Here is a 15,077-nt window from a genome sequence, read left to right on the forward strand (position 1 = left end):
AGCGAAGCCAGTCGTCCACCGCCTTGCTTGCCGCGGCGACGTCCTCCTTCAAGATCGTGTTCAGCGGGGCTACCGCCGTCTGGGGTTCGCGCTCCGCCGCCTGCGACTTCGCGGCTGCTTCCTTTTCTGCCATCTTTTTCTTGTTCTCTTCGAGCTTGTGCCTGAGGTTGATGGGGTGGGTGCGGCGTGCTGCGCGAGTCAGCCCGTGAAGCCGGGCGTTCGGCCCCCGGTTATCGGTTTGGCGGCGGCGGTTGCAACGTCCGACTTCATCCCGCCGGAAGCCATGCCGCTCATCACGCCGGTGATCGGCACACCCATCGGCCCGAGCTTGGCGCCCGCCGCCTGGATCGCCATGCCGGTCGCGGCCTGGCTTGCCTGGCCGAGCAACGCCTTGGCGCCACCTTGCTGGATCGCCTGGGCCGCGCCCACGGCCTGCTGCGCGATGCCGGCCGCCTGCGTGACCTGGCCCAGCGCGCTCGCTGCCTTGGTGCCCATGCCCGCGACGCCGGCAAGAGCGCCCGCGGCACCTCCCGCCGCGCCGGTCATGCCTCCAAATCCGCCGGCCAGACCCGAGAGCCCTGACACGCCGCCTCCGGCGCCATCGGCGGCCCCACCGGTCCCGGCCTTTGCCTTCCAGTCTTCGGGTGTACCGTAGTAGCTGCCTTCTTCCCACGGATCACGAGGGTCCTTGCCGAACGTGACCTTGGCGGTGCCGATGGGCAGCCCCGACACGGTCGCGAAGCCGTTGCGGTCGAAGGTGCCGGCATGCGTGCCGCCTTCCGAATCGACCACGGTGAAGTCGCCCTGCGCCACCCCCTGACGCTTTTCACCGGTCGGCTTGATGTACTGGTGGTACAGGTCGAGCTGTCCCTTCGGCACCTGCGGCGGATTGGGCAGCGCGGGCTTGCCTTCGTTGGCGGGCCCGACGAGGCTGTGCACCGAAGCGTGCTCGCGCCAGGTGCCGGAAGTGCCGTGCTCGATCCCGCCCGAGCTCCAGCGGCTGTAGCTCGAGCCGCCGTTGATCACCACTTCCTCTTTCGCGTGGATGGTGATCTTGTTGGCCGTCTGCGTGATGTTGAGCTTGGCCAGCACGTTGACGCTGTCCTTCAGCGCCTTGATGTCGATGTCGGCACCGGCCGCCACGAGCCGCATGCCGGCCTTGGAGGCGAACATGCGGATCGCGCTCTGTACGCTCACCAGCAGGCTCTTGCCCGCGCTCACGCTCGTATGGCCGCCACTCGTGAGCGCGCTGTGCTCGTTGCTCACGATGTGCGTCGAGCCCTGCGCCACGGTCTGCAGCCCCTTGGCGCTGGCCAGCGTCAGGTGCGACTCCTGCAACTCGGGGAACTCGCCCTGCTCGCGGTTGCCGCCCTGGCCCTTGATGGCGTCGTTCTGCTCCTTGAGGCTGGTGGTGACTTCGTCTTGGTCACCAGCGTCATGGGCCTGTGCGCCTTGCGCCACGCCGCTCAGGCCCTCGTGCAGATCGCGCGCCTGCGTGAGACGGCCCACCGTCTCGCTCATGTCGGTGGAATGCGCCTGGGCATTCGTGCGAGCTTCGGTGGTGACCAGCAGCCCCTTGCCTGCCCGGACCGCGCCGTGCCCGTCGGTTCGCAGCTCGAACCCCTGCCCCCGCGGCTCCTTGCGCCCCGCCGTGTCCTCGATGCGCCCGATGTGCCCCACGCTCAGCTGGCTGGCCTGGTGATCGCTGCGCAGCTGCGCCTGGATCTTGCCCTGCGTGTCGTCCAGCACGAGGTGGTTGCCGCGCCCGCCTCCAAGCTCGCGGCTCCTGATGCCCGACAGATGCTTCTGCTCAGGCAACTGCCACGACGGCATGGTGTCGGCGTTGTGCACGCAGCCCGTGACGATCGGGTAGTCGGGGTCGCCGTTGAGGAAGTCGACGATCACCTCCATGCCGATGCGCGGCACGCTGGTCATGCCGAAGGTGGCGCCCGCCCACGCGGTGGATACGCGTACCCAACAGCTGGAGTGCTCGTTCTCCTGACCGAGGCGGTCCCAGTGGAACTGCACCTTGATGCGACCGTACTTGTCGGTCCAGATCTCCTCGCCCTGCGGGCCCACCACCATGGCGGTCTGCGGGCCTCGCGTGCGTGGCTTGGAGGTGCTGCGAAGCGGGCGCCACGCGTAGCTGGTGGGCTGGGCATCGAAGGCGAAGCGCTGCACGGAGCCTTCCGTGCCTTCCACGCCTTCGCTGGCCTGCAAGTTCTCCTGCAGGTGGTAGCTCACGCCCACGAGCAGGTATTGCTGGTTCTGGTCGGCCTTGGGGTGGCCGGCGAGGCGCAGGGTGTGGCCGGTGGCCAGTTCGCGCAGGTTGGAGCGGCCGGTGATGCGGTTGCGCTGGCTCAGTTGTTCTTCGTTGCGGATGCGCGCGTAGGCCTCGCCGTCGCCGTGCTGCACGAAGCCGCCGGGCCATTCGTAGTTCTCGTAGGTGTCGTGGTCGTGCCCGGGCGGCATCTGGCGCAGGTGGGACAGTTCGGCCTTGGGCTTCTCGAAGTCGTAGTCGTCGTTGTAGTGGTGGCCCGAGCGCACTTCCTCGGCGATCTCCCACGCGTAGATGCGCTCTCGCTGGCCCATGCCGGACTTCTCCAGCGGGTGGTAGCGCACTTCTTCCCCACCCGGCAGCGGGCCGTGCGAGTTGGCGATGTCGTCGGCGAACACGAGCACGTGCTGCGACTCCTCGTGCCTGAAGTGGTAGTAGATGCCTTCGAGCTCGCACAGGCGCGAGATGAAGTCGAAGTCGCTCTCGTGGTACTGCACGCAGTAGTCCCACTGCCGGTAGTCGCCGCGCGTGAGCTTCTTCTCGATGGGGTGGCCGTAGCGCCCGAGCACTTCCATCACGATGTCGGGCACGCTCTTGCCCTGGAAGATGCGGAAGTCGCTGCGCCGCGTGGCCAGCCACAGCCAGGGCCGCAGGCGCATCCGGTAGAAGGAATGGCGCGCATCCTCCTGCTGCAGCCCGAAGCGCGTGACGATGCCGCCCAGGTAGCGCACCCCGCCTTCGGTCTCCACCGACACGGTGGACGCCTTGCCCAGCAGGCTCTTGGGGTCCACGTTGTTGCTGTTGCCCAGCAGCTCGATGTCGAACGCGTACAGCTGGCTCAGCGCCTCGCGGCCTACCAGCTGGCGGAACTGCAACGCATCGCCCGCGGGCGTCTGGATATTGACCCGGCGGCTCATTGCTGCGCTTCGGTTTGCAGATACAACAAACCGCCTAATAAAAATTCAATTGATAAGAATATTGTTTGCAATTTGAGCAGCACACTCACCTCCCGATGCATATTTTCACAATTATTCTAAGTGTTGATTTATCGTAAGAACCAATGCGAAAAATAGACGATTTATCAAATCAGCATAAAGTTTGCGATCTGCCGCTGCCAGTGTCCAAAGTCACACTGGTGAGATTCAGATGAATTACGTCCGAATCAGTTGCGGGGCAAATGACGCCGCGCTCTGCCTGCAAGAACATTCCGGGCAAAGGATCGGGTCGTGATCGGCGATCTTGTCGAAATACTCAAAAACCAACCCGAAATAGCGCTATTCCTCGTGCTCGCCATTGGCTATGCGGTTGGCCAGATCCGTTTCGGCCCCATACAACTCGGCGGCATCTGCGGCACGTTGATCGCCGCCCTCGTCGTCGGTCAAATCGGAATCCATCTCGACGACGGCGTGAAGAACGTGTTCTTCATGCTTTTCATCTTTGCGCTCGGCTATTCGGGCGGGCCGCAGTTCTTTGCCAATCTCGATGCCAAGGGGCTGCGGATCGGGCTGCTGTGCCTCGTCGAAGTCGTGACGGTGCTCGCGTTGGTGCTCGGTGCCGCTTTCTTCCTCTCGCTAGACCAGGGCACCGCTGCGGGGCTGATGGCCGGCGCTGCGACCGAATCGGCCGTGGTGGGCACGGCGACCGACGCCATCTCCAAGCTTGCGCTGCCGCTGGCGGACATCCGGCAGCTGCAGGCCAACGTGGTCACTGCCTACTCCATCACCTACGTGTTCGGGCTGATCGCGATCGTCGTGGTCACTAGCCAAGTCTTTCCGCTGCTGCTGCGCGTCGACCTGCGCGCCGAGGCCGACCGGCTCTGGAAGACCATGGGCGGCGGTGGCGACGAGCCCGACGCAGCCACCGCCACGCCCGAGATGATCGGGCGCGTGTTCCTGGTCACCGTGGGCCGGGGGCGCACCGTCGGAGAGCTGACGGCCATCTTCGGCGGTCACGCCAGCATCGAGCGGGTGATGCGGCGCGGCCAGAGCCTCGATATCGCTCCCGGCCTGCGGCTGCAGGCCTTCGACCAGGTGCTCGCCATCGGACGCCGCAGCGTGCTCGTGAACGTGGCCGAGCTGCTGGGCCGCGAGTTCGCCAACACCACGGCCTTCGACGCGGTGGTCGAGACCACCGAAGTCGTGCTCGACCGACGTGAATGGTTCGGCCGCGAACTGCACGAGCTGGGCGGGCCGCTTCCGCCCGGCGTGCAGATCGTCGGCCTGATCCGCGACGGCAACGCCATGCCGCTGCTGCACGACCTGAAGCTGCAGCGCGGCGACGTGCTCAAGCTCTACGGCCCGGTGCTCGACGTGGCGCGGGCAGTACCGCTCATCGGCGACCGAGTCGTCGAATCCACCCACAGCAACATCAGCTACGCGGCCATGGGCATCCTGCTGGGCGTGTTCATCGGCGGCTTCAGCGTGAAGCTCGGCGGCATTCCGTTCTCGCTGGGCACGGGCGGCGGCGCACTGCTCACCGGCCTGCTCTTCGGCTGGTACCAGTCGAAGAACCCGCACCGCCTGAGCGTGCCGCCCGAAGCGCTGGCGTTGATGAAGGACCTGGGCCTGGCCACCTTCATCGCCTGCGTCGGGCTCGCGTCGGGCCCTCAGGCGCTGGCGCTCGTCAAGAAGTTCGGCATTGCGCTGCCGCTGGTCGGCGTGGCCGTGGCGGTGGTGCCGGCCAGCATTTCGCTTTTCGTCGGGCACCGGCTGCTCAAGCTCGAAGCTCCCGTGCTGCTCGGCGCCATCGCGGGCCAGCAGTGCAGCACGCCGGCGCTCAGCGCGGTGCAGAACGCCGCGGGCAACTCCACACCGCTGCTGGGCTACACGATCACTTATGCAATTTCGAACGTGGTGCTGCCGCTGATGGGTCCGCTCATCGTGGCGCTGGCCGGACTGGTCTCGCACGCGGCGAAATGAGCTCCAACGACATCGGCAAACCGAAAGGACCCTGACTCATGGAATGGCTGCACGAACTCTTCAAGAAGTCGCCGGAGATGGCGCTCTTTCTCTCGCTGGCGGTCGGCTACTGGATCGGCAAGATCAAGTTCGGCAAGTTCCAGCTCGGCGGCGTGGCCGGCTCGCTGCTGGTGGCGGTGGTTGTGAGCCAGGTCGGCGTGCAGGTCGACAACGGCGTGAAGGCCGTGCTCTTCGCCCTCTTCATCTACGCGGTGGGCTTCGAGAGCGGGCCGCAGTTCTTCAGCTCGCTCGGCAGACAGTCGGTAAAAGAGATCATCCTGGCCGCGGTGATGGCGGCCACCGGACTCCTGACGGTGATCGTCATGGCCAGGCTCTGCGGGCTCGACAAGGGGCTGGCGGCCGGCGTGGCAGCCGGTGGCCTGACCCAATCAGCCATCATCGGCACGGCGGGCGACGCCATCGGCAAGCTCGGGCTGGAAGCCGCCGAAACCGCGCGGCTGCAGGCCAACGTGGCGATCGGCTATGCGGTGACCTACGTGTTCGGCTCCTTCGGCGCGATCATCGTGTGCGTCAACATCCTGCCGAAGCTGATGGGCCGCACCATCCGCGACGACGCCATCGCGGCCGAGACCGCGATGCAGGCCGGCGTGAAGGTGCTGGGCCCCGACCAGGAAGAAGCGGCGCCCTCGCTGGTCGGCCGCATCTACGAACTCGCGACTGATCCGAAGCGCACCGTCGCCGACATCGAGAACGCCAACCCGGCAACCACCATCACCATCGAGCGGGTGAAGCGCGACGGCAAGTTCGTCGAGGTGAGCCCCGAACTCGTGCTGCACAGGGGCGACATCGTGCTTGCCGTGGGCCGTCGCGACGCCGTGGTGGCCAGCGCCCCGCTGCTGGGCAAGGAGGTCTACGCGGTCGACGGCATGGAGCTCACCATGCACAAGCGCGAGATCGTGCTGACCAACAAGGACTTCGACCACAAGACGGTGGACGAGATCCGCAAGGCCACCGCCGGCGGCGTGCGCCACGGCATCTTCGTGGTGCAGCTGAGCCGCATGGGCAAGGTGCTGCCGATGCGGCCCGACACCGTGGTGCAGACCGGCGACATGGTGTCGATCTTCGGCGCCGAGCAGGACGTGAAACGCGTGGCGGCGATCGTCGGCGACGTGATCGTGCCGAGCGCGAAGACCGACTTCGTCTACCTCGGGGCCGGCCTCGTCGTGGGGCTGCTGATCGGCCTGCTGAGCGTGAAGCTCGGCAACATCCCGCTCACGCTGGGCTCGGGCGGCGGCGCGCTGCTCGCGGGCCTGCTCTTCGGCTGGTATCGCGCCAAGCGCCAGACCTTCGGCGCGCTGCCGCCGAGCGCGGTGCAGTTGCTGAAGGACCTGGGCCTGGCCGGCTTCGTGGTGGTGGTGGGCCTGTCTTCGGGCCTGCAGGCGGTGCAGACCATCAAGCAGCTGGGCCTGACCATCTTCGGCGTGGGCGTGGTCGTCACCATCGTGCCGATGCTGCTGACGATGCTGTTCGGCCGCTACGTGCTTCGCTACAGCAACACGGCCATCTTCGCGGGCGCGTTGAGTGGCTCGCGCAGCGCCAACCCGGCCTTCGGCGAAGTTCTGGACAAGGCCGAGAACTCGATTCCCACCGTGCCCTTCGCGATCACCTATGCGCTGGCCAACGTGTTCCTCACGCTGCTGGGGCCGCTGATCGTGGCGCTGGTGTGAGCACGGCACGCACTCTCCACTCTTTCTTTTCCACCCTTTCAGACAGGAGCACTCCATGGATTTCAGCGACGTGAAAAAACTCAGCAACCTGAGCCCCTTCGAACTCAAGGACGCACTGATCCAGGTGGCCCGGCAAAGCGACAGGCTGATGCTCAACGCAGGTCGCGGGAATCCGAACTTCCTGGCGACCACGCCGCGGCACGGCTTCTTCCAGTTCGGCCTGTTCGCCATGACCGAGAGCGAACGCTCCTACATCTACATGGAGGGCGTGGGCGGCTTCCCGCAGCGCGAGGGCATCGAGGCGCGCTTCGAGATCTTCACCAAGTCACACGAAGGCCAGCCGGGCGTGCGGTTCATCGAGGCCGCCGTGTCTTACGTGCGCGACCAGCTGGGCCTGTCGGCGGGCGACTTCATCTACGAGATGTGCGAGGCCATCCTCGGCTGCAACTACCCGGTGCCCGACCGCATGCTGCGGCTGAGCGAGATCATCGTGGGCAAGTACATCCACAAGGAGATGATCGGTACGCACCCCTTCGTGGGCACCTTCGACATGTACGCGGTGGAAGGCGGAACGGCCGCCATGACCTACCTGTTCAACAGCCTGCGCGAAAACCACCTGCTGCAGGCCGGCGACACCATCGCGCTGGGCATGCCGATCTTCACGCCATACATCGAGATCCCGCATCTCAACGATTACCAGCTGATCGAGGCACTGATCGACGCGCCTTCGGAAAACAACTGGCAGTTCACGAAGAAGGAACTGCAGAAGCTGCTCGACCCGAAGGTCAAGGCCTTCTTCCTGTGCAACCCGAGCAACCCGCCGTCAGTGAAGCTGAGCGACGAAGTGCTGGCCGCCATCGCCGACATCGTGAAGCAGCGGCCCGACCTCATCATCCTCACGGACGACGTGTACGGCACCTTCGCGGACAACTTCAGATCGCTGTTCGCGATCTGCCCGCACAACACGATCCTCGTGTATTCGTTCTCGAAGTATTTCGGAGCCACCGGCTGGCGCATGGGCGTGGTGGCCACGCACGACGACAACATCCTCGACCGCCAGATCGCCCGGCTGCCCGAAGCGAAGCTGAAGGAACTCGACGCGCGCTACAGCTCGATCACCACCGAGCCGCGCAGGCTGAAGTTCATCGACCGGCTGGTGGCCGACAGCCGCACCGTGGCGCTGAACCACACGGCCGGCCTCTCGACGCCGGTGCAGGCGCAGATGGTGATGTTCTCGCTGTTCTGCCTGATGGACGAGCCCGAGGCGTACAAGAAGTCGATGAAGCACATCGTCTCGCGCCGCAAGGAAGCGCTGTACCGCGAGCTCGGCCTGCCGCTGCAGGCCGACCCGAACTCGGTGAGCTACTACCACCTGCTCGACCTGCAGGACATCGCCACGCAGATGCACGGCGAGCACTTCGGCAAGTGGATCGTGACCAAGCTGCAGCCCAACGAGGCCCTCTTCCGCATCGCCGAAGAGACCAGCATCGTGCTGCTGCCGGGCCGGGGCTTCGGCGGCAAGCACGCATCGGGACGGGTGTCGCTGGCGAACCTCAACGAGTACGACTACGCGAACATCGGGAGGTCGCTGCGGAAGCTGGCTTCGGAGTACTTTGCGATCTTCGAGAAGGAGAACGGCAAGGGTGCGGCGAAGACGGCTTCGAAGGCGGGAAAGGCCGGCAAGAAGAAGTAGGCCGGCCGGCCTTTCCCTGTCGGGGACTCAAGTCGGCTTGCGCGCCGTGAGCCACTGCGACGACGGCAACGCTGCTGCCACCAAGCGCACCTCGCCGATGTTTCCGAAGAAACCGTCGGCGCGGTTGCCGTCCCACGAGCCGCCGCCTACAACCCACGGCGACACCGCCGAGAGAGTGGCCAGCCCGGTGATGGCCGATGCGTTGCGCAGCACCGGCGCGCCTTCGACGTACATCGTGGTGTCGTGCGACACCGGGTCGTTCACGATAGCGATGTGGACCCAACGGTCGGCGATGACTTCGCCCGACCAGTTGGTCTTGGGCGCGCGCGTACCGGCCGGGCTCGGCACCACTTCCCACTGCACTTCACGCAGGCTCGAGATGGCGAACAGCATCGGCGGAGACTCAGGGTCGCCGCCCGAATAGCCGGCGAGGTCGCCTCGCTTGCCATCGCGCGTCATGATGTTCATCCAAGCCTGATTGGCGCTGGTCCAGCTCTTGTCGATCTTGATGAAGGCTTCGATGGTGTAGCCGTTCTCCAGCGTCTGCGCATTGACCGGGGCGGCTGCATCGGTCAGGAAGTAACTCATGCGCGGCGGTACGCCGTTCTTGTCCCTCATGGTGTTCAGGAAACGCACCGAGCCCGGTGCGGCGGAAAGGTAGTGACGGTCATCGGTCCACACGACGTCGCCGTCCACTGCCCCTGCCACGCCGCCTTGATTGAGCGCATCGCGGTGCAGCGGATTGCTGCCGGTGACGTCGGCGATAACGGTGCCCGGCAGCACCGGCTGGTTGACCGCTCCACCGAAGAAGCGCCAATGCGCCAGCGTATTCGCCACCTTGGGGTAGTCGTCCGAATTCGTGGCGGGCCGCTGCACGATCGTGGCGGGATCCTTGTAGTTGGCAAGGATCATCGCGCGGGCCTTGTCCACCAGCGAGCCATCGATGGTGGCGCTGCCCGTGCCGAAGCTCTTGTTGAAGCCCGCGAAGCGCTGCGCGAAATCCATGTCGATGGTGAAGGCCTCGTTCGCCGTGGTGAGCACCGCCTGGTCGAAGCTGTTGAGCGTGGCCGCCGGCTTCTGCGGCACCCACGGCGAGAACGACAGCACCTTGATCTTCTTGTTGGTCAGGTCGAACTCGTACAGACGCATCAGGCCGTTGCCGCCCTGGTAGGCCATCTGGTAGTCGACCACCATCTCCTCGACCTTGTGGCCGAAGTCGTTGACCTTCGTGAGATGCGCGGCGCCATGGTGGTGGCCATTGAGCGTCATGAAGATCTGGTCGTTGTCGCGGATCAGCTTGTCCCACAGCATCTTGCCGTAGTCGGTCTCGAGCGGACTGGTGCCGTCGGGTGCGATGTTGAGCAGTTGGTGGTTCACCAGGATCACCGGCAGAGTCGGGTTCTTCGCAATCACCTGGCGGGCCCATGCGATGCCAGCGTCGGAGATGCGCCACGACAGCGACAGCACCATGAACTTCTGGCCTTGTGCTTCGAACACGTGGTACTCATGGAAGCCGCTGGTGTCACGCGCCCCGAAGGTGGCCTGCTTCTTCGCACGCTCCGTGCCGAACCACTGGATATAGGGCTCATTCGCGGGAGTGCGGTTGGCATCGGTACCGCCGACGGGGTCGACGCTGAAGTCGACATCGTTCAGCACGTCGTGATTGCCCGCCAGCACGCTGTAGGGCAGCTTCGCGTCTTCGAGGATCTTCATGGCGGCATCGGCCACCTTCCATTGGTCAGGCTTGCCGACTTGGTCGACCACGTCGCCGAGGTGAATGGTGAACGGGATGTTCAGCCCCTTGGCGTTGTCGGCGATCCACTTCGTCTGCGCGGCGAAGGGAGCGCTGCCGAAGCGCTTGTTGTACTGGTCGCTCTCGGCCACCGTCGCGTAGCGTGCATAGAACTGGGTGTCGGGCATCACGGCGATCGAGAAGCTCGAGATCTTGGCGGCGACTGCCGGCGGAGCGGGTGCTGGTGCCGGAGCGGGCGCCGGAGCTGGGGATGGAAGCGGAAGAACGGGCGCTCCGCCTCCACCACCACCGCAGGCTGCCAGCAAGGCACCGCTGCCGCCAACTGTCAGGAGCGAAGCACCGAGCTTGAGCATCTGACGGCGCGGTGCCGTATTGCTGGTGTTGTTGTTCTGTTCGACAACGTTCGACTGGACAGGCGAAGAGATGCGTGGCGTGCTCGCGCCACGCGATTCGTCGGAAACGGACATGGGAAATTGGGAGAAAAGATTACGAAGCGCGCAGCGTAAAAATCCGAGGTGACGTGGGCATGTAAGGCCCATGACACTTTGTCGGGAGGTCTGTTCAGACCCTCGCCGCGCGCTCCATCCGATCCAGCTTCACCACACGCCACGCACACAGGCTGCCGAGCACCGCCAACAAGGTGGCAGCTGCAAACATCGTGCGATATCCGAAGGCCTGCGCAACCGCACCGCCAAGCAGAACGCCCAACACGCCACCGAAGCCGTAGCCGATCACCGTGAACAGCGCCTGCCCTCGCCCGCGCAGATGTCCGGGAAAGCGCCGCGACACCACCGCAATGCAAGTCGTGTGATGCGCCGCGAAGCTCAGCGCATGCAGCCACTGCGCCGCGATGAGCGCCGCGATCCAGCCGCCCAGCCCTGCCGTCAAGCCCAATCGCGCAACCCCGGCGATGCTGCACACAAGCATCCAGCGCGGCATCGGCATCCAGCCGATGAGCCGGCCTTGCAGGAAGAACCACACGATCTCCGCCACCACCGACAGCGCCCACAGCAGGCCGATGGTGCTCTTGCTGTAGCCGATCGAATCGAGGTAGAGCGAGAAGAAGGCGTACACCGAGAAGTGAGACATCACCTGGAAGAACAGCGCCGCGAAGAACCACTGCACCGACGGATTGCGCAGCACCGGCCCGATGGGCTCCTTCACCGCGTCGTGCGCAGCGGGCGGCTCGCGCAGGTCTGGCAGCTTCATGGTCGCGATGAGCACGATGGCCAGCGTGCCCGCGGCCCAGGCCGGAAAGTGCTTCATGCCGAAGCGCTCGAACCACTCACCCGCGACGAACACCGTGAGCAGGAAGCCCGCCGAGCCGCACAGCCGGATGCGCCCGTAGCGCCCCCAGTCGCCTGCCACCAGTTGCGCCATCGCGGCTTCGGTGAGCGACATCATCGAACTGGTGTGCGTGAACATCACGAGCAGCACGAGCGCGAGCCACCACGCTCCACCGTGCCACCACAGCCCGAAGGAGCTGGCCAGCGCCACCGCCGCGCTGAAGCGAAGCAGCTTCACGCGCTGCCCCGTGTGATCGCTGAGCGCACCCCATGCATAGGGCGCGAACACACGCGTGATCGACTGCACCGAGGCCAGCAGGCTGATCGTGAAGATCGGCAGCCCCAGGTCCTTGAGCCAGAGCGGCAGGTATGGGTTGAAGAAACCGATGTGCGCGAAATAGCTGGCCGAGAGGCCAGCGAACGCCAGCAGGTGGCCGCGCCTTGCGGCGGCCACTGGTGGCGGCTCGGACACTAGAGGAAGGACGCCTGCGGCGACGCGGCTTCTGTCTTGCTGCCCTGGGACACGTCACCGCACTGCGCGCGGTTGCGCAGCACGTGCTCGATCACGACCAGCGCCAGCATGGCTTCGGCGATGGGCGTCGCGCGGATGCCCACGCACGGGTCATGGCGGCCCTTGGTGACGACTTCGACGGGATTGTTGTTGATGTCGATGGACTGGCGCGGGCTGATGATCGAGCTGGTGGGCTTGATCGCAATGGCCACTTCGAGGTCCTGACCCGAGCTGATGCCGCCGAGGATGCCGCCCGCGTTGTTGGTCAGGAAGCCGGTCGGCGTGATCGAGTCGCCGTGCGTGGTGCCGCGCTGGGTGACGCTGTCGAAGCCCGCGCCGATTTCCACCGCCTTCACCGCGTTGATGCCCATCATTGCGTAGGCGATCTCGGCATCGAGTTTGTCGAACAGCGGCTCGCCCAGGCCTACCGGCACGTTCGTGGCCGTGACGCGGATGCGCGCGCCACACGAATCGCCGGCCTTGCGCAGGCGGTCCATGTAGTCCTCCAGCGCGCTCACGTCGGCGATGGGGGCGAAGAAGGGGTTGTTGGGCACATGGTCCCAGCTCTCGAAGGGAATGGCGATCTCGCCGATCTGCGTCATGCAGCCGCGGAAGACCATGCCGTACTTCTCGGCCAGCCACTTCTTGGCGACCGCGCCGGCCGCGACCATGGGGGCGGTCAGCCGGGCCGAAGAGCGCCCGCCGCCGCGTGGATCGCGAATGCCGTATTTCTTCCAGTAGGTGAAGTCGGCGTGGCCGGGGCGGAACTGCTGGGCGATCTGCCCGTAGTCCTTGCTGCGCTGGTCGGTGTTCTGGATCAGCAGCGCGATGGGGGTACCGGTGGTCTTGCCTTCGTACACGCCCGAGAGAATCTGCACCGCATCGGGCTCGTTGCGCTGGGTGACGTGGCGGCTGGTGCCGGGGCGTCGGCGGTCCAGGTCACCCTGGATGTCGGCCTCGCTGAGTTCCATGCCCGGGGGGCAGCCGTCGATGACGCAGCCGATGGCCGGGCCATGCGACTCGCCGAAATTGGTGACTGCGAAGAGTGTTCCGAAGGTGTTGCCGCTCATGACGGGGATTATCCCAACAAAGCGGCCGCCCCTCAGTCGGTCGTGTTTTCGAGGCGCTTGGTCAGCGCCGTCATCTGCAGCTCGATGGAGAAGAGCCGTTCGTTCAGCACCGCCGTCTGGAGCCGGATCGCCTCGATGATGGCCTTGGTCTGCGGGTCGGGGGCGTTGTCGCAGAGTTCCGCCAGGTCATGCAGCTTCTTGCGCAGTTCGTTGCTCATGGGAGGCTCCGGTGATTGCGTCGTGGAGCCCCAGTATGGGGTTTCGTCAACGCTCCGGCAATGCGGCTCCACCCGGGGCTTCGGGCGAGCGCGCCTCTCCGGCGCCGCCCGCGCCGCGCAGCCGCACCGCCACCAGCCCGCCAACGAACAGCAGCACCGCCGCACAGACGCCGGCCGTGAGGCGCAGGCCATTCAGCAAGGCTGCGCGGCCCGCATCGAGCAGTTCGGCGCCCGTGCTCCCGCCGAGCTGCCCGGCCAGCACGACCGCGCCGCCCAGCGTGCTTCGGGCGGCATCCACGTCGACCGGGCTCGCGAGGCCCGTCGGCACAGCGTCGGCCATGGCGTTGCGGTAGATGGCCGCGCCGATGGCGCCAAGAATCGCGATGCCCAGCGCACCGCCGAATTCCGAACTGGTCTCGGAAATGGCCGAGGCCACGCCCGCGCGCTCCGGCGGCGCACTGCCCACCACCAGGTCGGTCGCCAAAGTGAACACCGGCGCCAGCCCGAGCGAGGAAATGACCGCGCTGCCTACCATCCAGGCCAGGCCGTCCTGCGCAGGCAGCACGGCCAGCATGCCGAAGCCCAGCGCCGCCACCGCAAGCCCGCCGCCCATCACGAAGGCCGGCCGCATGCGCCGCGCCAGTGCCGGCACGACCATTGAACCGACGATGAAGGCGCCCGCCCCGGGCATGCTCCACAGGCCCGCATGCAGCGGCGACAGGCCCAGCACCAGCTGCAGGTACTGGGCGTTGTAGAGAAAGATGCCGAACATCACGAAGCAGGCCAGCATGTAAGCGCCGAGCGAGACACTGAAGGCCGGCAGGCCGAACAGGCGCAGGTCGATCATCGGGTCGGGCAGCCGCTTCTGCCGGCGCACGAACAGCCAGCCCAAGGCCAGCCCCAGCACGATCGACAACGCGGGCACGAGATGCGGCCCGTGCTCCGCGATCTGCTTCACGCCGTAGATCACCGGCAGCACCGCGCCAAGCGACAGCGCCACGCTGGCCAAATCGAGCCGGGCCGCGTCGGGATCACGGTATTCGGGCAGCAGCATCGGCCCAAGCACCAGCAGCAGCACCATCACCGGCACGCCGATCAGGAACACCGAGCCCCACGGAAAGAATTGCAGAAGCACGCCGCCCAGTACCGGCCCGATGACGGCCCCGGCCGAGTAGCTCGAGATCCACACACCGATGGCCACAGTCCGTTGCCCCGGGTCGAGAAACATGTTGCGGATCAGAGAGAGCGTGGACGGCGCCAGCGTCGCACCCGCCACGCCGAGCAACGCCCGAGTGGCGATGAGCATGTTGGCGCTGGTCGAGAACGCCGCCAGCACCGAGGCGACGCCGAAGGCCGCCGCGCCGATCAGCAGCAGCCGCCGCCGGCCGATGCGGTCGCCCAGCGTGCCCATGGTGACCAGCAGGCCGGCCACGAAGAAACCATAGATATCGACGATCCACAGCAGTTGCGAGGCCGTGGGCTTGAGCTCTTCGCTGATCGAAGGGATCGCGAGGTTCAGCACCGTGAGGTCCATCGAATAGAGCATGCACGGCAGCGCGATGACGGCCAGGCCGGTCCATTCGCGCACCGTGGCGCGGGCCGGGGGTGAGGTGTTCTTCATTC

The 15,077-nt window shown here is 65.9% G+C and carries 9 protein-coding genes; 3 read left to right on the forward strand and 6 right to left on the reverse strand.

Going from position 1 to position 15,077, the window contains the following annotated elements:
• Positions 1-198 precede the first annotated feature (198 nt).
• Complete coding sequence (tssI, locus tag EJO71_RS27260) at positions 199-3,195, reverse strand: type VI secretion system Vgr family protein (protein WP_125951944.1); 2,997 nt, start codon at positions 3,193-3,195, stop codon at positions 199-201.
• 309 nt (positions 3,196-3,504) lie between these two features.
• Here tssI and aspT (EJO71_RS27265) point away from each other — a divergent pair, with 309 nt between their 5' ends.
• Genes aspT (EJO71_RS27265) through EJO71_RS27275 form a run of 3 tightly spaced genes read left to right on the forward strand, consistent with a single transcriptional unit; the run spans position 3,505 to position 8,616 of the window.
• Positions 3,505-5,196: an aspartate-alanine antiporter gene (gene aspT, locus EJO71_RS27265; RefSeq protein ID WP_125951943.1), complete on the forward strand. Its 1,692-nt coding sequence runs from the start codon at positions 3,505-3,507 to the stop codon at positions 5,194-5,196.
• A gap of 38 nt (positions 5,197-5,234) precedes the next feature.
• Positions 5,235-6,923 (forward strand): aspartate-alanine antiporter, encoded by a 1,689-nt coding sequence (gene aspT, locus EJO71_RS27270; RefSeq protein WP_125951942.1) that lies wholly within the window; start codon positions 5,235-5,237, stop codon positions 6,921-6,923.
• Positions 6,924-6,978: 55 nt separating this feature from the next.
• The gene (locus EJO71_RS27275; protein ID WP_125951941.1) at positions 6,979-8,616 is read left to right on the forward strand and encodes a bifunctional aspartate transaminase/aspartate 4-decarboxylase; all 1,638 of its coding nucleotides are present in this window, start codon (positions 6,979-6,981) and stop codon (positions 8,614-8,616) included.
• 27 nt (positions 8,617-8,643) lie between these two features.
• Here EJO71_RS27275 and EJO71_RS27280 read toward each other — a convergent pair whose 3' ends face one another.
• From EJO71_RS27280 to EJO71_RS27300, 5 genes are all read right to left on the reverse strand, one after another.
• A complete protein-coding gene (locus tag EJO71_RS27280; RefSeq protein WP_240651539.1) occupies positions 8,644-10,836 on the reverse strand; it encodes a metallophosphoesterase in 2,193 nt (730 codons plus the stop codon).
• A 94-nt stretch (positions 10,837-10,930) separates the two neighbouring features.
• On the reverse strand, positions 10,931-12,109 hold the full coding sequence (locus tag EJO71_RS27285; protein ID WP_240651538.1) for an MFS transporter: 1,179 nt from the start codon (positions 12,107-12,109) through the stop codon (positions 10,931-10,933).
• A gap of 17 nt (positions 12,110-12,126) precedes the next feature.
• Positions 12,127-13,236 carry a chorismate synthase gene (aroC, locus tag EJO71_RS27290; RefSeq protein WP_125951939.1) on the reverse strand — a complete coding sequence of 370 codons (1,110 nt, stop codon included), beginning with the start codon at positions 13,234-13,236 and terminating at the stop codon, positions 12,127-12,129.
• Positions 13,237-13,268: 32 nt separating this feature from the next.
• The gene (locus tag EJO71_RS27295) at positions 13,269-13,454 is read right to left on the reverse strand and encodes a hypothetical protein (protein ID WP_125951938.1); all 186 of its coding nucleotides are present in this window, start codon (positions 13,452-13,454) and stop codon (positions 13,269-13,271) included.
• A gap of 46 nt (positions 13,455-13,500) precedes the next feature.
• Entirely contained in the window at positions 13,501-15,075 is a 1,575-nt protein-coding gene (locus EJO71_RS27300) for an MFS transporter (RefSeq protein WP_125951937.1), read from the reverse strand.
• Between the last annotated feature and the right edge of the window lie 2 nt (positions 15,076-15,077).

The sequence above is a fragment of the Variovorax sp. 679 genome (genome assembly GCF_003952185.1).
GTDB lineage: Bacteria > Pseudomonadota > Gammaproteobacteria > Burkholderiales > Burkholderiaceae_C > Variovorax.